The sequence below is a fragment of the Chelonobacter oris genome, from assembly GCF_000772535.1.
GTDB lineage: Bacteria > Pseudomonadota > Gammaproteobacteria > Enterobacterales > Pasteurellaceae > Chelonobacter > Chelonobacter oris.
In genome coordinates this window covers 26626-50378 of the sequence record NZ_JSUM01000019.1, presented here as the reverse complement: position 1 = coordinate 50378, position 23753 = coordinate 26626, and the positions used below count along the sequence as shown (strand labels likewise).

Annotated in this window: 21 protein-coding genes and 1 tRNA gene; 16 read left to right on the top strand and 6 right to left on the bottom strand. The window is 46.7% G+C overall.

Going from position 1 to position 23753, the window contains the following annotated elements; genetic code table 11:
* The 6 genes from OA57_RS11380 to OA57_RS11355 all read left to right on the top strand — a co-directional run.
* The coding region (locus tag OA57_RS11380) for an Ig-like domain-containing protein (protein WP_152596754.1) at positions 1-2288 on the top strand (2288 nt) is incomplete at its 5' end.
* A gap of 186 nt (positions 2289-2474) precedes the next feature.
* On the top strand, positions 2475-3395 hold the full coding sequence (locus tag OA57_RS11375) for an OmpA family protein (protein ID WP_034617971.1): 921 nt from the start codon (positions 2475-2477) through the stop codon (positions 3393-3395).
* 160 nt (positions 3396-3555) lie between these two features.
* Positions 3556-4464: an OmpA family protein gene (locus OA57_RS11370; protein WP_034617969.1), complete on the top strand. Its 909-nt coding sequence runs from the start codon at positions 3556-3558 to the stop codon at positions 4462-4464.
* A gap of 122 nt (positions 4465-4586) precedes the next feature.
* Entirely contained in the window at positions 4587-5183 is a 597-nt protein-coding gene (yfbR, locus tag OA57_RS11365; RefSeq protein WP_034617967.1) for a 5'-deoxynucleotidase, read from the top strand.
* 25 nt (positions 5184-5208) lie between these two features.
* Positions 5209-6564 (top strand): anti-phage deoxyguanosine triphosphatase, encoded by a 1356-nt coding sequence (locus OA57_RS11360; RefSeq protein WP_034617965.1) that lies wholly within the window; start codon positions 5209-5211, stop codon positions 6562-6564.
* 20 nt (positions 6565-6584) lie between these two features.
* Positions 6585-7271 (top strand): DUF554 domain-containing protein, encoded by a 687-nt coding sequence (locus OA57_RS11355; protein WP_034617963.1) that lies wholly within the window; start codon positions 6585-6587, stop codon positions 7269-7271.
* Between the two features lie 185 nt (positions 7272-7456).
* Here OA57_RS11355 and trhP read toward each other — a convergent pair whose 3' ends face one another.
* Entirely contained in the window at positions 7457-8830 is a 1374-nt protein-coding gene (gene trhP, locus OA57_RS11350; protein ID WP_034617961.1) for a prephenate-dependent tRNA uridine(34) hydroxylase TrhP, read from the bottom strand.
* Between the two features lie 236 nt (positions 8831-9066).
* On the opposite strand from trhP, the gene OA57_RS11345 reads away from it, so the two are divergent.
* The 4 genes from OA57_RS11345 (at position 9067) to OA57_RS11330 (ending at position 13081) form a co-directional block, all read left to right on the top strand.
* A complete protein-coding gene (locus OA57_RS11345) occupies positions 9067-10038 on the top strand; it encodes an ABC transporter substrate-binding protein (protein ID WP_034617959.1) in 972 nt (323 codons plus the stop codon).
* 196 nt (positions 10039-10234) lie between these two features.
* The gene (locus tag OA57_RS11340) at positions 10235-11212 is read left to right on the top strand and encodes an ABC transporter substrate-binding protein (protein WP_326979608.1); all 978 of its coding nucleotides are present in this window, start codon (positions 10235-10237) and stop codon (positions 11210-11212) included.
* A 163-nt stretch (positions 11213-11375) separates the two neighbouring features.
* Positions 11376-12281, top strand: a complete 906-nt coding sequence (locus tag OA57_RS11335) for an ABC transporter permease (RefSeq protein WP_034617957.1) — start codon at positions 11376-11378, stop codon at positions 12279-12281.
* A gap of 5 nt (positions 12282-12286) precedes the next feature.
* Entirely contained in the window at positions 12287-13081 is a 795-nt protein-coding gene (locus OA57_RS11330; RefSeq protein ID WP_034617955.1) for an ABC transporter ATP-binding protein, read from the top strand.
* Between the two features lie 44 nt (positions 13082-13125).
* Here OA57_RS11330 and sixA read toward each other — a convergent pair whose 3' ends face one another.
* The gene (gene sixA, locus OA57_RS11325) at positions 13126-13593 is read right to left on the bottom strand and encodes a phosphohistidine phosphatase SixA (protein WP_034617953.1); all 468 of its coding nucleotides are present in this window, start codon (positions 13591-13593) and stop codon (positions 13126-13128) included.
* A gap of 209 nt (positions 13594-13802) precedes the next feature.
* Here sixA and pyk point away from each other — a divergent pair, with 209 nt between their 5' ends.
* Positions 13803-15242: a pyruvate kinase gene (gene pyk / locus OA57_RS11320; RefSeq protein ID WP_084589929.1), complete on the top strand. Its 1440-nt coding sequence runs from the start codon at positions 13803-13805 to the stop codon at positions 15240-15242.
* A gap of 180 nt (positions 15243-15422) precedes the next feature.
* Here the strand turns inward: pyk and ycaO are convergent, their stop codons facing one another.
* Positions 15423-17189 carry a 30S ribosomal protein S12 methylthiotransferase accessory factor YcaO gene (ycaO, locus tag OA57_RS11315; protein WP_034617980.1) on the bottom strand — a complete coding sequence of 589 codons (1767 nt, stop codon included), beginning with the start codon at positions 17187-17189 and terminating at the stop codon, positions 15423-15425.
* A 213-nt stretch (positions 17190-17402) separates the two neighbouring features.
* On the opposite strand from ycaO, the gene OA57_RS11310 reads away from it, so the two are divergent.
* Complete coding sequence (locus OA57_RS11310; RefSeq protein WP_034617946.1) at positions 17403-17744, top strand: YegP family protein; 342 nt, start codon at positions 17403-17405, stop codon at positions 17742-17744.
* Positions 17745-17826: 82 nt separating this feature from the next.
* On the opposite strand, the gene OA57_RS11305 is transcribed toward OA57_RS11310, so the two are convergent.
* Positions 17827-18339 carry a hypothetical protein gene (locus tag OA57_RS11305; RefSeq protein WP_034617943.1) on the bottom strand — a complete coding sequence of 171 codons (513 nt, stop codon included), beginning with the start codon at positions 18337-18339 and terminating at the stop codon, positions 17827-17829.
* An 81-nt stretch (positions 18340-18420) separates the two neighbouring features.
* Positions 18421-19428, bottom strand: coding sequence for a class 1 fructose-bisphosphatase (gene fbp / locus OA57_RS11300; RefSeq protein WP_034617941.1), 1008 nt, complete (start codon positions 19426-19428; stop codon positions 18421-18423).
* Between the two features lie 154 nt (positions 19429-19582).
* On the opposite strand from fbp, the gene mpl reads away from it, so the two are divergent.
* Together mpl and OA57_RS11290 are read left to right on the top strand one after the other, a co-directional pair.
* Complete coding sequence (gene mpl, locus OA57_RS11295; protein ID WP_034617939.1) at positions 19583-20947, top strand: UDP-N-acetylmuramate:L-alanyl-gamma-D-glutamyl-meso-diaminopimelate ligase; 1365 nt, start codon at positions 19583-19585, stop codon at positions 20945-20947.
* 218 nt (positions 20948-21165) lie between these two features.
* Positions 21166-21375 carry a cold-shock protein gene (locus tag OA57_RS11290; protein ID WP_034617937.1) on the top strand — a complete coding sequence of 70 codons (210 nt, stop codon included), beginning with the start codon at positions 21166-21168 and terminating at the stop codon, positions 21373-21375.
* A gap of 161 nt (positions 21376-21536) precedes the next feature.
* Here OA57_RS11290 and OA57_RS11285 read toward each other — a convergent pair.
* Positions 21537-21613: transfer RNA gene (locus tag OA57_RS11285), tRNA-Met, on the bottom strand.
* Positions 21614-21847: 234 nt separating this feature from the next.
* Between OA57_RS11285 and mltA the strand changes: the two genes are divergently transcribed.
* Both mltA and tcdA read left to right on the top strand, forming a co-directional pair.
* Positions 21848-22960 carry a murein transglycosylase A gene (mltA, locus tag OA57_RS11280; protein WP_407637108.1) on the top strand — a complete coding sequence of 371 codons (1113 nt, stop codon included), beginning with the start codon at positions 21848-21850 and terminating at the stop codon, positions 22958-22960.
* An 8-nt stretch (positions 22961-22968) separates the two neighbouring features.
* Positions 22969-23745: a tRNA cyclic N6-threonylcarbamoyladenosine(37) synthase TcdA gene (tcdA, locus tag OA57_RS11275; protein WP_034617935.1), complete on the top strand. Its 777-nt coding sequence runs from the start codon at positions 22969-22971 to the stop codon at positions 23743-23745.
* Positions 23746-23753 lie beyond the last annotated feature (8 nt).

Genomic DNA, 23753 nt, shown 5'->3' with positions numbered 1-23753 from the left:
TTGATTACAACGGCGACGGTACAGTAGATCAGGAGATCGTCTTGAAGCAAGATGATATTGATAACGGCGTAACCATCACCGTACCAAAAGACAGCGTACCGACAGACGGTGAACTGAAAGTGGTAGCGACGGTGACTGACACCGCAGGCAATACCGGTGAGGAAGGCAGTGATACCAGCACCGTTGACAGCACTGCACCTAATGCAACATTGGTTATTAATCCGGTAACGGAAGATAATCGAATCAATCTCTCTGAGGCGGGTTCGGACATTCCGGTAACAGGAAAAATTACAGGGGAATTTACTGCCGGTGATGAAGTTACTTTGGTTGTGAACGGTAAATCATTCACAGGTGCGGTAAATGCCGCAGGAGAATTTTCAATTAACGTACCGGGTGCTGATTTGTATAAAGATCCTGATGTGAAAATTGAAGGTTCTGCTGTTGTGCACGATAATGCCGGTAACTCAAACACAGTGACGGCTGAAAGAGAGTACGCTATCGTTGAGCCGACATTATCACCTGAAACCGTGAATGTATCGGAAGAAGGCTTGGTAAATGGTTTGAAAGACAGTGACGGCGTAGACGATACGACTGATGCTGCTAATGTTACCGGTACAATGACCTTTGACAATTTTGCCGCTGTAGATTTCAGCTTGTCGTTCGATAGTGCCAATTCAGGCTTGACCACAAATAGCGGCGCAGCTGTGACTTGGGTACAGGTAGATGCAGAAAATGTTGTTGGGCGTGCGATAGAAAATGGTCAGCAAGTAGATGTTATCAAAGCCGGTATTAATGACAGTGGTGAATATAGTGTTACCTTGTTGCAGGCGGTGAAGCATCCTGATATGACTAAAGAAGATGTTGTTTCTACTGCGTTGAAAGTGACGGCGACCGACACTGTCGGCGGTGTCAAACTGAGTGAGAATCTCTCTATCAGTATCGAAGACGACACTCCGAATGCGGAGAATATTACACAGGGATTGAGTTATTCCGGCAATGGCGGTGCGGCACAGGATACCAATGTGATGTTTGTGGTGGACGTGACTACATCAATGTCCAATGAGCAAGTGGCGGCGACTAAAGAAGCGATTGTAAATCTGTTGAATCAGTACCAAACAATGGGTGATGTGAAAGTGACTTTGATTACTTTCGGTCGTATTGCAGAAAGCCATTTCTCTACTTGGGCTGATGCGGATAGTGTGATTAATCTGGTTCAAAACAGTAATGTGATTACCAATAAAAATACATCGTATGGCGGTAGTACTTTCTACCATGAAGCGCTATTTGGTGCTCAGGGGGCGCAAGCTGTATGGCAATATAATGGTAAGCTGAATACGGATATCACCAAGAATGAGCTGTTCTTTATCTCTGATGGTGCGCCAACAGGAGTACCTAATTGGCTGAGAACTTCATTGGAAGGAACCGGACGTTCCGACTGGAAGCCGTTTTTGACAAATAATAAAATTAATGCCGAAGCATATGGTGTGGGCGTGCCGACTAGCCAACAAGCGGCTGCCAAAACATGGCTTGACAGAATTGCATATGACGGAGCAACCCAAACGGATACAAGTGGAGTCTTTACCGAGCCGACTGCTTTAGGTGATGCTATATCTATTGACATGGTCGGTACGGCGGAAGGAACATTGCTAATCGGTGAGACCATTGGGTTTGGCGCAGATGGCGGATATATTTCTAAAATCTCTTATGGCGATGTGGACTATTTATTCAATGGCACGGTTTCCGGCAGTACTTCTAACGGAACTTGGGATGTTGCAGACCATGAATGGAAGATTACAACGGATAACGGTACTTTCACTATTGACATGGATGACGGCGTATACAGCTATACTACCGAAAAATCCGACGTAACCGAGGAATTCAGCTATACATTGATTGATAATGACGGCGATCAAGCCATGGCGGCATTCAAGCTTGTCAGCAGTAACATCATTAGTGGAGACGGCGGTGACAATATCCTGATCAGCGGCGCGGGTAACGATACATTGACAGGTGGTGCCGGCGCCGATCGGTTTGTATTCCAAACAGACAGTAAAAATGGTGAAGATACGATTACCGACTTCTCTGCAAGCGAAGATAAGTTGGTATTTTCTGACCTTGTCGATGCCAATGAGCTGAAAGCGTTAGATGCCAAGTGGGATGATGCCACCCATACGCTCAGCTTCACCGGCAAAGATGATAATGCGGCTTATAGCATCACTGTCAACGGGTTGTCGTCCGGTGAAACCCTTGATACAGTGCTGACGAAGTACGTTGAATTTATCGGCTAAGTTTTATCCGAATCAAAGCCCTGCTTCACGGCAGGGCTTTTTTTGTCATAACAGGCTAGGGTTTTAAGCACGGTTGTTCATGGATGAAAATACGATTTTAATTGGCAATTAAACAATAAAAACATAAAATCCGGGAAGGGAGTTCTAGATTTATCTTATTGAATATACAATAAAAGCTAGGTTTATATGAAAAAAATCATGACGATGGTGATCATGGCGGTATCGTTTAGCGTCGGCGCGACGGGAATACGGCAAACCTCACTTTTTAATCGTTGGCTGACGGATACTTCGACATTTTTTGATGCAGAAGAATTGGACAGACATCAATCACAGGTCATTTTCTATCGCGAAGCGACTGCAATCAATGGGCCGGCAGTAAATATTTATGTGGACGGTAATTATCACACCTCTTTATTGCCTGAACACTATAAAGCTGTTGTGCTGTGCGCACAAACACATTTTTTCAGCACGGCATTTAGTCGTGCGACAAATTTTGCCGATAAAAGTCAAGGCGTCTATTTTACCGTTCCGTCCAAGCAGAGCAGTTTTATCAAAGTCGTCAGCGGCAGTAACGGAGAGCCTGAATTTGAACGGGTCGATGCCGTAACGGGCAAAAGTGCGGTTCAACGTATGCCGCCGCAAAAACAGACTTTATCAAGGGTCGCTTCAGCGGGCGAATGTCGGGAAAAAATTGTGCTGCAAAATTTTGCACTCTCTGCAAAAGCGTTGTTTCAAAATGGCAGAGCGGATTTGAATGGTATGCTGGAAGCGGGGAAAAAAGAAATGCATGATTTGGCAAGTGATCTCAAACGGTTGGATCCGCGCCGTATCAGCCATATTGTGATCAGCGGGCACAGTGCGCCGGGAGAAAGTGTTGCCACCAGCATGAAGTTATCGGCAGAGCGGGCAAAGACAGTATTGAATTTTTTGCAGCGTGAAGGCGTGCAATTTCCGATGGAAGTGACCGGATACAGTTCACAGCAGTCACTGTCCCAAAGCTGTGCAGCCGGAAATTCGAATGATATTAATTCGAATAATATTAAAATGAAAGAAGCTTGCGATCAATCGAATCGTCGGGTTGAGGTAACGGTTTATGCCATTCAGTAAATTAAATTGAATTCCTGAAAATTTTAATTGGCAAATTTTTATATTTTTTATTTTGTAATTTAAATTGCAATTGAGTAAATTTAATAATTATGATATAAGAACACCGGTTTATTTAATTATTTATTATTCAGCTCTGCTGAAACTCCAAAAAGGAAATCTGATGAAAAAACAAATGATATTATTGGCTACAGTATTTAGCTTAAGTGCTTGTTCTTTGCCTGATTCCGGCAGGCCGTTGGAGACATGGCAAAATTATATCCCGGCAACAGTCAGCACAGAGAATCTGGCGGTGAATCAAGGTTTAGTCGTCTTTTATCGTGATTCCAGTGTACACGGTCCGGCAGTTAATGTATATGTCAACGGCGATTACCAAACATCATTATTAGAAAACGGCTTTAGTCCGATTATTCTTTGTGCGGATCGCAATTTAATCACAACCTCTTTCAGTACAAATACGGGAGCCGGTAACCGCACTCAAGGTATCAAATTTGTGACCCCGAGCCAGCAAGTCACTTATATCAAAATCAAGCAGTCAAAACGTGACGGTTTGCCGATGTTTGAACAAGTTGATCCGGAAATAGGCTTTGAAGAAGTGAAAGCATTGCAAATGCAGTCGCAAACCCTTTCTCGTGTTTTGCCGACAGCTTGCAACCAAACCGACTATATTTTGGATGCGAAATTACTGAATGCAAATGCTACTTTTCCATTAAACAAATATAACTACAACGATGTGCTGCCGGAAGGCAAACGCAATATACAAGAATTTGCCGATAAAATTAAAGGAATGACCAAACAGACGATCAGTAAAATTGAAATTAATGGGTATACTGATCCGGCCGGTTCTCCTGTTTATAACCAAACATTATCCAAGCGACGTGCCGATGCAATTCGTGAGGTATTGGTAAATGAAAATATCACATTTTCGATGACGGCTGTAGGATACGGCGAAAAAGATTTGGTCGTACCAAACTGCCAAGCCGAACATCCTAAAAGTGTTGCAGCCAGAACGGCTTGTAATCTGCCGAACCGCCGTGTAGAAATTATTGTTTACGGTAATCAGCCGAATTAATAAACAAACCTAGATTAAAATAAAAAAATCTCTCTTTTTTCTGTATCTAAGCCTTAATTCCGCTTACCATATCAGAAATGGAGAGATTTTTATTTTGATATGAAAATAAGGTGGTCAATTTTATGTTAGATATTCAACCCAGCCACTTTTTTGCCTGTTTGGATCGCCTGAAGCTGATTCAGCGTTGGTCGTTAATGCGAAATATCGATAAAGAAAATCTGGCGGAACACAGTTTGCAGGTGGCGTTTGTCGCCCATGCGTTGGCGCTGATTAAAAATACGTTTTTTAACGGAAGCGTCAATCCGGAGCGGATTGCATTGATTGCGATGTATCACGACAGCAGTGAAATTTTCACCGGTGATCTGCCGACACCGGTAAAATATTTTAATCCGCAAATCACACAAGCTTATAAACAGATTGAAGTCGAAGCGGAAAAGCATCTGCTGCGTTTATTGCCGCAGGCGTTGCAGCCACAGTTTGCGCCGTTATTGTGTGCGGAATTGATCAGCCGTGAGGATAAGCATTTGGTCAAACAGGCGGATTTGATTTGCGCTTATATCAAAGCCAGAATGGAATTGGAACACGGCAATCAGGAATTTATCCCGGCATTGAAACGGCTGGAAACACTTCTGGACGAATGGCAAAGTGAAGAAATGCAGTATTTTTTAACGGTGTTTGTGCCGAGTTTCGGGCGGGCATTGGACGAATTGACATTGTAACGGCAAAGTGCGGTCAGGGGCGGCTATGGCAATAACAATCAAAAAAGAATGGAAACAACGTTATATCGATGATCCGAAACGTGAACATGATCATCGTTCTCCGTTTCAGCGCGATCGCGGCAGGATCTTGCATTCGGCGGCATTTCGCTGTTTACAGGCAAAAACCCAAATTCATGCGGTCGGGGAAAATGATTTCTACCGCACTCGGCTGACTCACTCGCTGGAGGTGGCGCAAATCGGCAGCAGTCTGGCGGCACAGCTCGGATTAAACGAGCCTTTCCAAGCGTTATCCGCGCAGCTGAATATCGCAGAAAGCGAACTGCAAAGAAAATTGAAACCGCTGTTGCCGCCGATCAGTTTGATTGAAACACTGTGTTTTGCCCATGATATCGGGCATCCGCCTTTCGGACACGGGGGTGAGGTGGCGCTGAATTATATGATGTCGCAGGCCGGCGGATTTGAAGGCAATGCGCAAACATTCCGCCTGATCACGAAATTAGAGCCGTATACTGAAAAAGCCGGTATGAACCTGACCCGTCGTGCCATTTTGGGTGTGGTGAAATATCCGGCGATTTTGGATGAAGCCTCGCCGCAATATGATAAGTGCGGTCTGCAACCGCACTTGACCGATCCGCGTTATGTCAATATGCGGCATTGGAAGCCGGGCAAAGGGCTGTTTCGTGATGATCTGGCGGTATTCGATTGGTTATTAAAACCGTTAACGGCGGAAGATCGGCAAGCGTTCCGCCGTTATCAAAACGGGCGTTCTTCAGCGCAAGATAGCCTGAAAACAATTTATAAGTCAATAGATTGCAGCATAATGGAGTTGGCGGACGATATTGCATATGCGGTGCATGATCTGGAAGATGCGATTGTAGTCGGTGTGGTCAATCTGCAACAATGGCAACAAGCGCAGCGTGAACTAAGTGCCTGCCGTTCGGCGTGGATTCAGAAAAATATTGATGAATTGAGTGAAAAGCTGTTTTCAGAACATCATTACCAACGTAAAAATGCGATTGGGGCGTTGGTCAACTATTTTATCACCGCCGCCCGTTGGAAAATCAATGAAACACTACAGGAGCCGTTATTACGTTACAATGCGGAACTGCCGCCGGAAGTGGTGGAGGTGTTGGGGATTTTCAAGAAATTTGTCTGGCAGTATGTAATTTGCCATGTGGATACGCAGCGGATCGAATATAAGGGACAACGGATTTTGTCGGAACTGTTCCGAATTTTTGAATCCGATCCGCAACGGTTGTTGCCGCCGAATACGGTAAAACGTTGGCAGGCGGCGGCAGATCGGGATAAAAAACGGGTTATTTGCGACTATATCGCCGGCATGTCCGATGCCTATGCATTAAAAGTCTACCAACAATTATAACGATAACCAAAAGGCGAAACATGATTTTATCCGGTGTATTGGTCAATGCCGTGTTAGTGATTCTCGGCGGCATTATCGGCAGTCTGCTTGCCGCCCGTGCCAAACAGCATATTATCGACAGTGTGTTACAAGGTTTGGGCTTGTGCGTGCTGTATGTGGCGGTGCAGAATTTAATCGCAGGCGGCAATATTTTTATTATCGTCTTGTCGATTGTATGCGGGGCGATTATCGGCGAAGCATTGAAAATCGACAGTAAACTAACCGCACTTGGCGACTGGGTGCAGGCGAAAGTGAATCGTGGCGGCAGACAGTTGGCGATTGCCGAAGGGTTTGTCAATGCTTCGCTGCTGTTCTGTGTGGGGGCCATGGGATTGGTCGGATCACTGGAGAGCGGTTTGGCGGACAATCATGAAACATTATATGCCAAAGCGGTGATCGACGGCATGGTGTCGATTGCGTTTGCTTCGACGATGGGCATCGGTGTGGCGTTTTCGGCGGTGTCGATTGTGATTTATCAGGGCGTGATTGTGCTTAGCGCCAGCCTGATCAGTCCGTATCTGTCCGAGCAGGCGATCACCGAAATGAGCTGTGTCGGCGGCTTGTTGATCTTAGCCATTGCATTGAATATGCTGAAAATTACTAAAATCAGAGTTGCCAATTTTATCTTCGCCCCCTTGTTGGCGATCGTGTTTTCGCTGTTTTTGTAACATATGGTGAAACCGCACTTTGATGTCGGCGGCTGTATTCAGAGCAAAATCCGGACAAAAAAAAGCCCTTTACAAGAAAGGGCAAACTATATTTGGAGTCATACTTTTTTAGGGTATGGCGTAATTATACCTAACTAATTTCACAAATCAATAACAAAAGTGAAATATTTTGTTAAATTTGGTGTTTATTTATTATGCGGATTGCGTGTGGTGCCGCCCGCAAGGTTACGCATTAACAGCGCATAATTCAGTTCAATGTCGTCAGGAACGCTCAAAAAGACAAAATGACCGTCGCCCGGCGCAACATCAACCGTTTCATTTTTGCGATTTAACATTTTCTCAATCTTAAAGACGATATTGCCTTTCGGCGTCATTAATTCCACGTCATCGCCGAGCAGAAATTTGTTTTTCACCGCAACTTCCGCCATGCCGTTTTTGCGGATGCCGGTGAATTCGCCGACAAACTGTTGGCGTTCGGAAATAGAGTAGCCGTAGTCGTAGTTTTGGTATTCGTCATGGGTATGGCGGCGCAGAAAACCTTCGGTATAGCCGCGATGCGCCAACGATTCGAGCGTATCCATCAAGGATTCGTCAAACGGCTTGCCGGCAGCGGCATCGTCAATCGCTTTACGGTAAACTTGGGCTGTTCGCGCACAATAGTAGAACGATTTGGTGCGCCCCTCTATTTTTAACGAATGCACGCCAAGTGCGGTCAGTTTTTCAACGTGTTGTACCGCTCTTAAATCTTTGGAATTCATGATATAGGTGCCGTGTTCGTCTTCAAATGCCGTCATTTCTTCGTCAGGGCGTTGTGATTCGGTCAGTAGGAAGACTTTATCGCTCGGTTTGCCTTCGCCGAGTGTCGGCGCAACGTTTTTGACGTCAATCATTTGCTCAGGATTGATAATATTGCCGATGGCGTCTTCTTCCCCTTCCTTGACGTTGTATTCCCAGCGGCAAGCATTGGTGCAGGTTCCCTGATTCGGATCGCGTTTGTTGATATAGCCCGACAGCAGGCAACGACCGGAATAGGCCATGCACAATGCGCCGTGTACGAAAATTTCCAGTTCGATTTCAGGTACTTGTCGGCGGATTTCGGCGATTTCGTCCAGTGACAATTCACGGGATAAAATCACACGGGTCAAGCCCATTTGCTGCCAGAATTTAACGCTCGCCCAGTTGACGGCATTGGCTTGCACGGAAAGATGAATATCCATGTGCGGAAAATTTTCACGCACCAGCATAATCAATCCCGGGTCGGACATAATCAGCGCATCGGGTTTCATGTCGATAACCGGTTGCAGATCGCGGATAAAGGTTTTCAGTTTGGAATTATGCGGCGCAATATTGACCACCACATAAAACTTTTTGCCCAAAGCGTGGGCTTCGTCGATGCCGATTTTCAGGTTGGCATGGTTAAATTCGTTATTGCGCACCCGCAGGCTGTAGCGAGGCTGTCCGGCATAGACCGCATCGGCACCGTAAGCAAAGGCATAGCGCATGTTTTTGAGTGAGCCGGCAGGAGAGAGCAGCTCCGGTTTGAAATTCGTTTGGGTCATGATGTTTCTCTTGTCTGATGTCAGGTCAGGTTATACCTGTTTGCCTGTGCGATAAGCGGCAAAGCAAAGTGCGGTATAAATCGAGCGGCGATTTTATCCTGTTGCTATTTTTTGTGCAAGCAGGGAAATTGTGTGAGCGTTCTCACGAAAAAAAGTGAAACTGGGTTTGATATTCAATGATAATCACGGCATACTATGCACTAGTATGATAGTACAACATCAACAGGACAAAAAAAATGAAATTAGTCAAAACCCTACTGACAACCGCACTTGGCGGGTTACTTTTTTTCACGGCTGCGCAAGCGGCAGAATCCCAACAAAAAGTTGCGATTACGACAATCGTTGAACACCCTGCCTTGGAAGAAATCCGCAAAGGGATTATTGAACAGTTGGCAAAAGAGGGATTTGTCGACGGTGAAACGATTAAAATTGATTATCAAAATGCACAGGGCAGTTCGGCAACGGCGGCACAGATTGCCCGTAAATTTGTCGGCGATAAGCCGGCGGTGATTATTCCGATTACCACCCCAAGCGCACAACCGGTTGCCGCCGCAACCCGTCAGATTCCGGTGATTTTCAGTGCGATTACTGATCCGATCAGTGCCAAGCTAGTGAAACAGTGGGGCAAAAATGCCGGCAATGTTGCGGGAATTTCCGATCAAATTCCGCTGGAACCGCAAGTGGAATTGATTCAGGCATTGGTGCCGACGGTGAAAGCCATCGGTTATGTTTATAGCCCGGGCGAAGTGAATTCGGTTGCCGTACTCGATATGCTGCAAGCTGCGGCTGAAAAACAGGGGCTTAAAGTCATTGCCGTACCGGCGCAGCGCACCATCGACATCAGTACGGCAGCACGCAGTTTAATCGGCAAAGTGCAGGTGATTTACACCTCCACCGATAACAATGTGGTTTCGGCTTATGATGCGCTGTATAAAGTTGCCGTCGAAAATAAAATTCCGTTGGTTGCGGCGGATTTTGGTTCGGTGGAGCGGGGCGCTATCGCCGCTTTGGCGACCAACCAATATCATGTCGGCGTTGAAACCGGCAAAATGGCGGCTGAGGTATTGCGCGGTGCGAAAGTTGCCGATCTGGATACCATCCGTATGCCGGATCAGGATTTGTATTTGAATCCGCAAGCGGCGGCATTGCAAGGGGTTGAGATTCCACAGGCATTGTTGGAGAAGGCGACAAAATTGACTCAACCTTAAATATGCTTAATGTCTTTTTGAAACCGCACTTGTCTTGCTGATGAGTGCGGTTTTTTGTGCGCCTATTTTTGTTGTGCTGCCACTGACGGGATTAATGACTTATAAGTGGATAGTTTTTGTTACGAATGTATTGCTTTTATTACAAGGCTTGATTATCTTTAGTAGTCAGATAATGGTGTCTTACAAGGAGTGAAGCATGAAAACAGGAAAAACAATGAAAACAATCTGGTGGTCGGTATTCAGTGCGGTTTTGATCTGCGGCAGTGCCGTAGCAAACGAGGTGAAAAATGTGGCGATTACCGCCATTGTAGAACATCCGGCATTAGATGCGGTGCGTGACGGGGCATTGGCAGAGCTGAAAAAAGCCGGTTATGAACCGGGTAAGAATCTGAAAGTAGATTTTCAAAGCGCACAGGGCAATACTGCAACGGCGGCACAGATCGCCCGTAAATTTGTCGGGGATAAGCCGGACGTCATTTTAGCTATCGGTACGCCGAGTGCGCAATCGGTTGTGGCGGCAACCCGTACTATTCCGGTGGTATTTTCAGCCATCTCCGATCCGGTGGCGGCCAAGCTGGTGAAAGATTGGGGCGCTTCCGGCACCAATGTGACCGGTGCTTCCGATACACTGTTGATCCAGCCGCAAATCGATCTGATCAAACAGTTGATCCCGAATGTGAAAAAAATCGGCTATGTTTACAGTAGCGGCGAGGTGAATTCGGTTGTGGTATTGAAACAGTTGCAAGAAGCGGGCAAAACAAACGGCTTTGAGGTTGTCGAAGCGCCGGCGCCGCGCACCACCGATATCGGCACTGCCGCCCGCAGCCTGAAAGGGCGAGTCGATGTCATTTACACCTCAACCGACAATAATGTGGTCTCGGCCTATGAATCGTTGTATAAAGCGGCACTGGATTCCGGCATTCCGTTGGTGGCATCGGATACCTCGACCGTGGCGCGCGGTGCGATAGCCGCCTTGTCGAACAACTATTATGGCTTGGGTGAGGAAACCGGCAAAATGATGGCAAGAATCCTTGACGGTGAAAAAGCGGGCGATATGCCGGTGAAAACCATGGACAAGTTGGATTTGCATTTGAATCTGAAATCGGCTAGCGCTTTCGGCGTGAGTGTACCACAGACGTTGATTGATTCGGCGAAGGAAGTGATTGCGCAATAACTGCCTGCTTTTTAGGCAGTCTGCCGGTTTGACCGAAATGATACAGGCATAAAGCTGTATCGCTGTGATAGTATAGCGAGACGTTTATGCCTTGTTTTGTATACCGCACTTGCACCGATTTGCCGGTACTAAGTGCGGTTTTGACGATTAAAGATTGATTATTATGACTTCGGTATTATTTTTAGGCGCATTAGAGATTGGTTTGATTTATGCTTTGGTTGCATTGGGCGTGCTGATTTCCTTTCGTATTTTGGACTTTCCCGATTTGACTGCCGACGGCAGTTTTCCGCTTGGCGGTGCGGTGTGTGCGGTGTGTATCGTCAACGGTGTCGATCCCTGGATTGCGACTTTTGCGGCGGCGTTTGCCGGTGCGGCGGCAGGGTTGGTGACGGCATGGTTACACGTTTCACTCAAAATCTTACAGCTGCTTGCCAGTATTTTGGTGATGATCGCGCTCTATTCGGTGAATTTACGGGTGATGGGGTCGCCGAATCTTTCGTTGCTGAACGAGCCGACCATTTATGCGCCGTTTGTAAATGAAGATGCCAGCAATCAGCTTTACATTCAGCCGCTGTTTGTGCTTGGATTTGTGATTGTGGCGAAATTGGCACTGGACTGGTTTTTCAATACTGAAATCGGTTTGGCGGTGCGGGCGACCGGCGCAAATTTACGCATGGCAAAAGCGCAGGGGATCGCGACCGGAAAAATGATTTTTCTCGGTATGGCGATTTCCAATGCGTTGATTGCTTTGGGCGGATCGCTGTATGTGCAGACACAGGGCGGCGCTGATATGTCAATCGGCGTAGGTACGATAGTCATCGGTTTGGCGGCGGTCATCATCGGGGAAACCCTGATTCCGTCGAAACGGATTCTGGTGATTACGCTGGCGGTGGTGGTCGGCTCGATTTTATACCGCTTCTTTATCGCCGTTGCGTTGAGCAGCGAGACCTTGCGTGAAATTGGATTCGGCGCACAGGATTTGAATCTGGTGACGGCAATTTTGGTGGTGCTGGTGCTGATTGCGCCGCAAATGAAAAGTCAATTTTTAGCGAAGAACAAGAAGTCGTGACAGATATGATGAAATTAGAAGAATTGAGAATCACCTTTAACCGTGGAACGCCGATTGAAAATCCGGTGTTGCGCGGGCTTTCGTTGGATATTGCCGACGGCGAATTCGTGACGGTTATCGGCAGTAACGGCGCCGGAAAATCGACGTTGTTAAATGCGATTTGCGGTGATTATTTAGTTGATTCCGGTAAGGTATATTTAAACGGCAAAGATGTCACCCGCCGCAGCACTTGGCAACGCGCGGCATCGGTTGCCCGTGTTTTTCAGGATCCGATGCTCGGCACGTGTGAAGGGCTGACTATTGAAGAAAATATGGCGTTAGCCTATAACCGCGGCAGAAAACGGGGCTTGGCTTTCTTCACCGACAAATCGGCAAGGGAGCTGTTTCGTGAAAAATTATCGATGCTGAAATTGGGCTTGGAAAACCGCCTGACCGATCGCATGGGCTTGTTGTCCGGCGGACAGCGGCAAGCGGTGAGCCTGTTAATGGCATCGTTGCAGCCGTCGAATATTTTGTTGCTCGATGAGCACACCGCCGCCCTCGATCCGAAAACCGCCGCATTTGTGATGGAGCTGACCGACAGAATCGTTAAAGAGAATAATTTGACGGTTATGATGGTGACTCACTCAATGCGGCAAGCGCTTGATCACGGCGAACGAACCGTGATGTTGCATCAAGGACAAGTAGTGCTTGATGTGAAAGGCGAAATTCGCGATAAGATGGACGTGCCGGATTTATTGCATATGTTCGAGAAAACCCGGGGTGAAGAAATTAGCGATGATAGTCTGTTGCTGGGCTAAAATATGTCAAAACGGGAAGCCTACACTTCCCGTTTTTTATCGGCTTAAATCTCAGGGCGGTGGCTGCAAATAAATTCGCCTTCTTCCCCTTCCCACTCGATTTCGGCGATCGTGCCGGTACTGAAGCCGACTTGTTGCGGCGATTCGCAAAGTGCGGTCACCAAATCTTCCACAAACGGCAAATGAGAAACAATCAATACGTTTTTTACGCCTTCTTTATGAAGGGTTGCCAAATAATCCACAACAATGGTGCTGTTGCCGTACGGTGTGACCGCTTCCCAAGTCTCGATTTCCAACGGCAGGCGGGTTTCGGTTTTGCCCGCCAGATGGTCATAGCTTTGCAGCGCACGGTTATAAGGGCTGACAATCACTTTGTCGATATGGTTGGCGGCTTCGCTCAACCAAAGTCCCTGCTCTTCGGCTTGCCGAATGCCGTGGACGGTGAGATTGCGTTCCGCATCGCTTTTCGCCGCCATTTCGGCTTCCCCGTGACGCATAATAAAAATTCGCATATAACCTCCTGATTATTTATCATGATTTTCCCTTACTAAGATAACCGTTTGTAATGGCAAACAAAACAAAAATTTCCAGTTTGTGATCTCGATCTAAATTTAATTTCAGCGTATAATACCGCCAATTTGCCGATTGGTCGTGATTTGCTTGTCAATCGGTCTAAATTAACATTGAGTAACCGATAACCAATACTTTTAGGGGTATGTTCATGTCCAGAAGACTGAGAAGAACGAAAATTGTTTGTACTATGGGGCCGGCAACGGACCGTGATAACAACTTGGAAAAAATTATTGCCGCCGGTGCGAATGTGGTTCGTATGAACTTTTCGCACGGAACTCCGGAAGATCATATCGGACGTGCCAATAAAGTTCGTGAAGTTGCGAAAAAATTAGGCAAACAAGTGGCGATTCTGGGCGACTTGCAAGGGCCGAAGATTCGTGTTTCTACCTTTAAGGACGGGAAAATTTTCCTGAATATCGGTGATAAATTTGTGTTGGATGCCGATTTACCGAAAGGTGAAGGCAATCAGGACGGTGTCGGTCTGGACTATAAAGAGTTACCGAAAGACGTTGTGCCGGGCGATATCCTGTTATTGGACGACGGCCGTGTACAATTGAAAGTGTTGTCCAGCGAAGGCAATAAAGTGTTCACTGAAGTCACTGTCGGCGGCCCGCTGTCGAACAACAAAGGGATCAACAAATTGGGCGGCGGTTTGTCGGCCGATGCTTTAACTCCGAAAGACAAGGCGGATATCATCACGGCTGCGAAAATCGGTGTCGACTATTTGGCGGTGTCTTTCCCGCGTAACGGCGCAGATTTGCATTATGCCCGTCAATTGGCGACTGAAGCCGGCTTGAATGCCAAAATCGTTGCCAAAGTGGAACGTGCCGAAGCGGTTGCATCGGACGAAGCTATGGACGATGTGATTTTGGCCTCCGATGTGATCATGGTCGCCCGTGGCGACTTAGGCGTTGAAATTGGTGATCCTGAGTTGGTCGGCGTGCAGAAAAAACTCATTCGTCGTTCACGCAAATTGAATCGTGTGGTGATCACCGCAACTCAAATGATGGAATCAATGATCAGTAATCCGATGCCGACCCGTGCCGAAGTCATGGACGTGGCGAATGCGGTCTTGGACGGAACCGATGCGGTGATGTTGTCGGCGGAAACGGCGGCAGGTCAATATCCGGCGGAAACAGTCGCATCAATGGCGAAAGTGTGTCTGGGCGCAGAAAAAATGCCGAGCATTAATGTCTCTCGCCACCGTATGGACGCCGTATTCAGCAGTATCGAAGAGTCGGTGGCAATGTCGGCGATGTATGCTGCCAACCATTTGAAAGGCGTGAGTGCGATTATTGCGATGACCAGTTCCGGCCGTACCGCACTTTTAATGTCCCGTGTCAGTTCCGGCTTGCCGATTTTTGCCTTGTCCCGTAACCAAAAAGCCTTGAATTTGGCGGCATTGTATCGCGGCGTTACCCCGGTTTATTGTGAAGAAGCCAGCCGTACCGTCGAAGGCGCACGCAATGCGATCGAATTGTTAAAAGAAAAAGGCTATTTGGTCTCCGGCGATTTGGTCTTGCTGACGCAGGGCGATGAATTGGCGGAAGGCGGTACCAACACGTGCCGGACTTTAGTGGTAGAATAATCGTTTATTCTCGTTAACGTAATAAAAAACCTCTTGTCTGATTTTACAACAGCAAGAGGTTTTTGTTTATCGGAGAGATATTGAAAGTGCGGTATTATGTGCGATGATTTGAGGATCGCCAATCATATGACAAGGGCAGAGATCAATCCGCCCTTGTGTGTTTATCTGAAATCGCTACGTTTAACGGCAATAAAACCGCACTTTAGCTTGTTGTAGTTTGTCATAAGCCGATAGCAGTTTTTGGTGCGCAGTGAAGTGTTGCAACGACTCATCGCCGGCAAGCAAATCATGGAACGGATTGCCGCCGTTGACGGTCGACCAACAAGCATTGACCGCACTTTCACCGTATAAGCGGTTAAACACCGTCCGATACTGTTCCGGATCGCGACTGTCGTCCAAATGCAATTCTAACGATTGAATCAAACAGTGATAATAGTTATTGCGCTCGGCGCTAAACACCGAAGAGGTGGTGTCGATTGTCCAATTTGCCCAATCCAACGCATTTTCCCAATCGCCGCAGGCAAGGTACAACATGGATTTCAGCTCGCCGATACGTAAGGTCTGCCAGCCGCTTTTGGGCGGGGCGACAATGCCGATAAATTCACGCACGCGGGTGAAATCATCAATTCCTTGTTCATCCAACGCTTCCAACAATGTTAAATAGGTTTCGCGATCGTGGTGAAAGTGCGGGAGATCCAATAGTATTTCACGCCAATCCATGCCCATATTGTTATTGGCATAAATCAGATCGTCGGCTGGGTAAATATCCGACATACCGGGCACGATAATCCGGCAGGCATAAACGCCCAAATGATTATAATCCATGATGTAGACTTCTTTTTGCTCGGTATGAAAGATCGACATCAAATTAGCAAATTCCTGTTCAGTGGTGCCGGAAAAATCCCAATCGACAAAAGGGTAGTCACTTTGTTGTTTGAATAAATCCCACGAAATCAGGCCGCTGGAATCAATAAAATGGGTTTCCAGGTTGGCATGCTCCGCCACATCGTCATTGTCGAAGGAGGGCGGCGTGAAAACGTCCAAATCTTTTAGGCTGCGGCCTTGCAACAGTTCGGTGACGGTGCGTTCCAAGGCGACTTTGAAATTCGGGTGCGCACCGAAAGAGGCAAAGCAGGTGCCGTTACTCGGATTCAGCAAAATCACGCAAATTACCGGATATTTGCCGCCCAGCGAGGCATCGTAAGCCAAAATCGGGAAACCCTCTTTTTCCAGTGCGGCGATGGCTTCCTGAATATGCGGATAGCGGTTGAGGACCGCACTTGGGATTTCGGGCAGGCTGATCGCTTGTGCAATAATTTTGTTTTTCACATAACGTTCGAAGACTTCCGACAAACCTTGTACTCTGGCTTCATTTTCGCTGTTGCCGGCGGACATACCGTTGGAAACATATAAATTGGCGATAATGCTTTGCGGGATATAGACGGTGTGTTGATCGCGCTGGCGAATATAGGGCAGGGCAACGATGCCGCGTTCGGCATTGCCGGATTGTAAATCCACCAGTTGTAACGGCGTTAATTCGCCATGCGGATTGTAATAGCCGTGTAAATACTCGTCCAGAATGCCGTCCGGCAGGCTATCTTCATCATCTTCGATTGCAAACCATTTTTCATTAGGATAATGGACAAATTCGCCGTTGGCGACGGATTCGCCCAGAAAAAAATCGGCAAAGAAATAGTTGGTTGAGAGGCGTTCGAAATATTCGCCCAACGCGGATGCCAGTGCCGCTTTTTTGCTGGCGCCTTTACCGTTGGTGAAACATTGCGGGCAGTCTTTGTCGCGGATATGCACCGACCAGACATTCGGCACCGGATTCAGCCATGAGGTTTCTTCAATATTGAATCCTAAGCCGATCAATTTCTCTTGAAAACGGCGGATACTGTCTTCCAATGCCGCGTCTTTGCCGGTGATATAGGTTTGTTGGGTCATAATATACTCTTTTTCAGGTAAATGTTGTGGTTGGACGGCATGATAGGCAAGAACCGCACTTTCAGCAAGAAACATTTGTGATCCAGGCACGTTTTCCGTTATAAAAGCATTGAAATTAATTGGAAAAAATTTATTCTAAACGGAAGCGGTCTGTTATGAAAATAAACCGCTTAAATTAAGCAGACGGAGTTAATCAACATCAAGGAGAGTGAAATGGCACAAGGTTGGTATGAATTAAGAGTAGCGAAAGACGGACAGTTTATGTTTAATCTGAAAGCGGCCAACAGTCAGGTGATTTTGACCAGTGAACTTTACAAAACCCGTGCGGCGGCAGAAAACGGTATCGCTTCAGTACAAAAAAACGGTGCCGATGAAGGTGCTTATGAAATTCGTGTAGCAAAAAACGAAAAGCCGTATTTTGTTTTAAAAGCGAAAAACCATCAGGAAATCGGGCGCAGCCAGTATTACAGCTCGGAAGAGGCGGCGAAAAAAGGCATTGCTTCGGTGGCGCATAATGCGGCAACGACAGTCGTGAAAGATAAAACGGCAGAATAGTTTTTTTAGCTGTTTGGGAAAAGAAAAGTGCGGTTCGGCATGATGTCGACCGCACTTTTGTGTTTTTAATCACCCCGGCGAGTTAATACGGAACTTCCAAGCGGCCGCCGTCCAGATACTGGATACTCTGCGGCAGCGTAATCGCTTCAATTTCCGGATTGGGAGACAGAAAAAAGATTCGGTTATTGCGTGAGACGGATTCAATCGGGAAGACGAAATCAACACTGCGGGTTTGGTGTTGATCCATGCCGGAATTGAACACAATCTGAAATTCCTTGTTGAAAATGATATGCCCTTGATAGGTGTAGAGTGTCAGCCATTCGACCGAATGCACCGGTTTTTGTGAGTTGATATTGATTTGATAGCGTAATACCAGATTGGTATCTTCCTGATCGGTGGCTAAAAAGTATTCCGGCCCTTGCAAATGAACACGGGAGTTGAATTCATTCAGTAACGGTGAATTTTGCGATGTGTAAGAGCCAATGTTATTAACGTGTTCAGTGGAGTTGCTTGCATTGATGTTGAGAGAATTCGAACCGATAATCAATGCGGTAACCGCAACAAAAATCGAACCGTATTTTAAGAATACATTCATTATGACCTACCTGACAACATAATATAGAAAGCATAAATCAATCTATATTATGAAGTCAATGACAACGAGTAAAACCGCACTTTATGAATCTTGGTATTCCGCCATAAAATCGGTTGCTTTTTCCACCATGTTTTTCGAGCCGACAAATAGCGGGGTACGTTGGTGTAATTCGGTCGGCTCGATATCCAAAATGCGTCGGTAGCCGTCACTTGCCAAACCGCCCGCCTGTTCCGCCAAAAATGCCATCGGATTGCCTTCATACAACAAACGCAATTTTCCTGACGGGTAGTGGGTTGAGGTCGGATAAATATAGATGCCGCCTTTCAGCAGATTGCGGTGAAAATCGGACACCAGCGATCCGATATAGCGTGAAGTGTAAGGGCGGTTGCTGTTATCGTCCTCTTCTTGGCAATATTTTAAGTATTTCTTCACCCCCATCGGGAATTTCAGGTAATTGCCTTCGTTGATCGAATAACAGCTGCCGTTTGCCGGAATGCGGATATTTTCATGAGACAGAATAAATACGCCCAAGGACGGATCGTAAGTGAAACCGTTAACACCGTTGCCGGTGGTATAAACCAACATGGTGGAGGAGCCGTAAACGATATAACCGGCGGCGACTTGTTTATGACCGGGCTGTAAAAAATCGTCCAGCGTTACGGCGGTGCCGATAGGGGAAATACGGCGGTAAATCGAAAAAATCGTACCGACCGCCACATTGACATCGATATTGGAAGAGCCGTCCAGCGGATCGGTCAAAATCACATATTTGGCGTTGCGCCCGCGTTCGGTATCAAAAGAGACAAAATTTTCTTCCTCTTCCGAACCGAAACCGGCGACTTCATCGCGGGCAATCAAGGCGGCTTTCATTTTTTCATGGGCAAACGCATCCAGTTTCATTTGTGCTTCGCCCTGTACATTTTCCACGCCGGAATTGCCGATAATGTCGTTGGTCAGCCCCGCTTTGTTGATATCACGATGTATGATTTTGGCAACTAAACGGATAGAGGAGAGGATGCCGCTCAATTCGCCTTTGGCATTCGGGTAATCGGCTTGTTTTTCTACGATAAATTCGCCTAACGTTTTCATTTGTTCTCCTGATAATTAAAACAGAACGGTGCTGTTTTTTATTGTATAATCGACGGATTTTATTATAACAGCCATTCGAATCAAACGGGGTCGACAGATTGCAAGTTGTGATCCAAGGCACATTTTTTACAGGGATAAAAGAGCGGTTAAGATTATGAAACAGCAACACATTCACATCTTGGGCATTTGCGGTACATTTATGGGCGGCGTTGCGATTATCGCGCGGCAAATGGGATATAAGGTCACCGGATCGGACGTTAATGTTTATCCGCCGATGAGCACCTTTTTACAAAAGAGCGGTATTGAGATCACGGCGAATTATGATCCCGCACAATTAACGCCGCAGCCGGATATGGTGATTGTCGGCAATGCGATGAAGCGCGGCAATCCGAGTGTGGAATATGTGCTGGACAACGGCATTCCTTACACCTCCGGTCCGCAATGGCTGCATGACAATTTATTGCGTAAGCGTAAGGTGCTGGCGGTTTCGGGGACGCACGGTAAAACCACAACGTCCAGTATTTTGGCATGGATTTTAGCGGATAACGGCTTGAATCCCGGCTTCTTAATCGGCGGTGTTACCGGTAATTTCGCCGCCTCGGCACAGTTGGGCGATAGCCCGTATTTTGTGATCGAAGCGGACGAATACGATACGGCGTTTTTTGACAAACGCTCTAAATTTGTCCATTACAATCCGAATACCTTGATTATCAATAATATCGGATTTGATCATGCGGATATTTTTGATGATTTGGCGGCTATTCGGCGCCAGTTTCACCACATGATTCGGATTATTCCGCAATCGGGGTTGATCTTATCGGTGAAAGATGACAGCACGGTAAAACAGACGCTGGAAATGGGCTGTTGGAGCGAACAGCAGCATTTAGGCGCCGGGGAAGCGTGGTTCGCCGAGAAAATTGTTCAGGACAGCAGCCATTTTGCCGTTTACCATCACGGGCAAAAGATCGCGGAAGTCCGTTGGGACGTATTTGGCGAACACAATATGCACAATGCCTTGATGGCGATTGCCGCCGCTTATCGTGCCGGTGTTCCGGTGGCGAAAGCCTGTGCTTCGTTAACGCGTTTTATCAATACTAACCGTCGTTTGGAAGTCAAAGGCAGCATCAATGAAATAACGGTTTATGACGATTTCGCCCATCATCCGGCTGAAATTGCGGCGACAATCGGCGCATTGCGTGATCGGGTCGGTGGAGCGAAACGGATTTTGGCGGTGCTGGAGCCGCGTTCCAATACCATGAAAATGGGCTTACATAAAAATGAATTGGCGGCTTCGCTGGTTAAGTCCGATTATGTGTTTTTGTTGCAGCCGGACAACATTCCGTGGGAAGTGGCGGAAATTGCAGAGAAATCGACCGTGCCGACAAAATGGAGCGGAAATATTGATTTGTTGATTGAATTGATTATTGCGCAGGCACAGCCCGGCGATCACATCTTGATTATGAGTAACGGCAGTTTTGACGGCATTCACCAAAAATTATTGGACAGGTTGGCGCTTTAAGTTAAAAAAAACCGTTATTAAATTGTGACCTTTTTCACATTATGGGAATAAAAAGTCTATTTTCCTGTAATATCGCAAATAAAAAGTGTACTTTTTTATTTATATTGGTACTATTCAACCGCTCTTTGAGCAAGATTTACCATGTCATGAAAATCAAACTTTTTTGGTCGTCGTGTTGTAAGGTAAGATTTTTTTAACTATTTATTTAGGATGTAGCAATGTCTCAAGCAAAAGGAACCGTAAAATGGTTCAATGAAACTAAAGGTTTTGGTTTTTTACAAGTTGATGGTGGCGAAGATGTATTCGTACATTTCTCAGCAATCCAAAGCGAAGGGTTTCGTACTTTAAAAGAAGGCCAAGCAGTGCTTTTTAATATTGTTGATGATCAACGTGGTAAAAAAGCTGAAAACGTAACAGTTATTGCTTAATTGAGCTGAACTTATCGAATTCATAAAAGTCGTCCGTTTCGGACGGCTTTTTTTATTGGGACTGCATTCGGTTGTGCTGCGCCGAATGCAAAGAAGTGCGGTATTGAAAAAGTGCGGTATCGGATATGAAAAAAGCACCTCAAAAGGTGCTTTTAGAAAACTGGTTGCGGGGGCTGGATTTGAACCAACGACCTTCGGGTTATGAGCCCGACGAGCTACCAAGCTGCTCCACCCCGCGTCTGTGAGTGGCGTAATATACGCTTTTTTTTAAATAATACAACCCTATTTTTATACTTTTTTTCTTTTTTTCTTCTAGGTGGCGATATAATCGCCGCATTGTTCGTGTTGTCGGCAAATTGTCCGGCGAAACCGGCGTAATATCTTACTGTGAACGCTGTATTTTTGATTTTTTTTTTGCTAAGGTACTGCCTCTCGACTGGTACTCCGCTTTATCACCACAGGAAAGACAAACATCACCATGAAACTGAGTTTTAAATTTGTACTGACGGCATCGGCCATGTTACTGCTGTCTGCTTGCGGTTCCACACCGAAAACAACCGTTACGCCGTCCTATCAAGATGAAATCGCACTGCACGAAAAAATGGGCGCAGTGTATAAAGGGCGCAGCTACATTGAACCGAACCAAAATCTGTTTTCGGTTTCTCGTGTTGCCAATGCGGGAAGTGTCGTCAATCAAGGGGATTTTTTGACGCAACTGTCGATAGTGCAGAATACGTCACCGCGTATGGCAAACAATAATGCCTCAACTTACAACAAAGTGATGAACTGGGTGTTATCCGGCGGCAATGTCGAACAAATCACGCAATATGGCGTTAATTTACAGCAAATGCGCGGCGAAGACGGTTATCAAAACGTCCTGATGACCGGTTATTTCTCGCCGGTGATTCATGCCCGTCGGACGGCGCAAGGAAAATACCGTCACCCGATTCACGCCATGCCGAAAGATAAGCGTTATACCCGTGCGCAAATTTATGCCGGCGCATTGAATGGGCGCGGCTTGGAGTTGGCATATAGCGATTCGATGTTGGACAACTTTTTATTAGGGGTACAGGGCAGCGGATATGTGGATTTCGGCAACGGCAATTTAAATTATTTTGCCTATGCCGGACAGAACGGCTTTAAGTATCAGGCTATCGGGCGCTTGTTGGTCGAACAGGGTGAAATTGAAAAGGAAAAAATGTCGATTCAGGCAATTCGCGAATGGGCGACACGCAATCCGTCACGCTTGCGGGGGCTGTTAGAACGCAATCCGTCATATGTCTTCTTTAAAAACGATCCGACCGGCAAAGTGCGCGGGTCGGCAGGTATTCCGCTAGTGCCGCTCGCTTCTTTGGCATCCGATCGCAGTGTGATTCCGTCGGGCAGTGTTTTGCTGGTGGAAGAACCGTTGATCGACTCAAAAGGCAACTGGACGGGGCAACATCAGTTGCGTTTGATGATGGCGTTGGACGTTGGCGGCGCGGTGAAAGGTCATCACTTTGATTTGTATCAGGGAATCGGTGATGAGGCGGGACATAAAGCCGGATTAATGAAACACTATGGCCGCGTTTGGCTATTGAAATAACGCTACGAATGGAACGCATTGATAATTATGAACGCCGTTTCGGCGGTATAGCCCGTTTATATGGGCAACATGCATTGCCGATTTTGAGCGGCGCACACGTTTGTGTGGTTGGAATCGGCGGTGTCGGCTCTTGGGCGGCGGAAGCCTTGGCACGCAGCGGTATCGGTAAGATTACCCTAATTGACATGGACGATATTTGCGTGACTAACATCAATCGTCAGATCCACGCCTTGAGCGGGGAGATCGGGGCGTTGAAAACGGCGGTGATGGCGCAAAGGATTCAACAGATCAATCCGCAATGTGAAGTCAGTGTGATTGATGATTTTCTCACATTGGACAATATTGCCGATTATATTCAACCGCACTTTGATTATGTGATTGACGCTATCGACAGTGTGAAAGTGAAAGCGGCGTTGATCGCCTATTGCAAGCGGCATAAAATCAGATTGATCACCATCGGCGGTGCCGGCGGACAAACCGATCCGACACGGATTCAAATCGCCGATCTCAGTCGTACTGTCCAAGATCCGTTGGCGGCAAAAGTGCGGTCGCTGCTGCGCAAACAATACCGCTTTAGTCAGAATCCAAAACGAAAATTTGGGGTCGATTGTGTTTTTTCGACCCAACCGCTTATCTTCCCACAAACGGAAGGTGATTGTCAGTTGTCGGCAACCATGAATTGTGCAAATGGTTTCGGCGCTGCAACCATGGTGACGGCGACATTTGGTTTTTTTGCCGTTGCCAGAGTGCTGGAGAAGCTGTTACAGCCTCCGGCGAAATCTTAAATAACAAG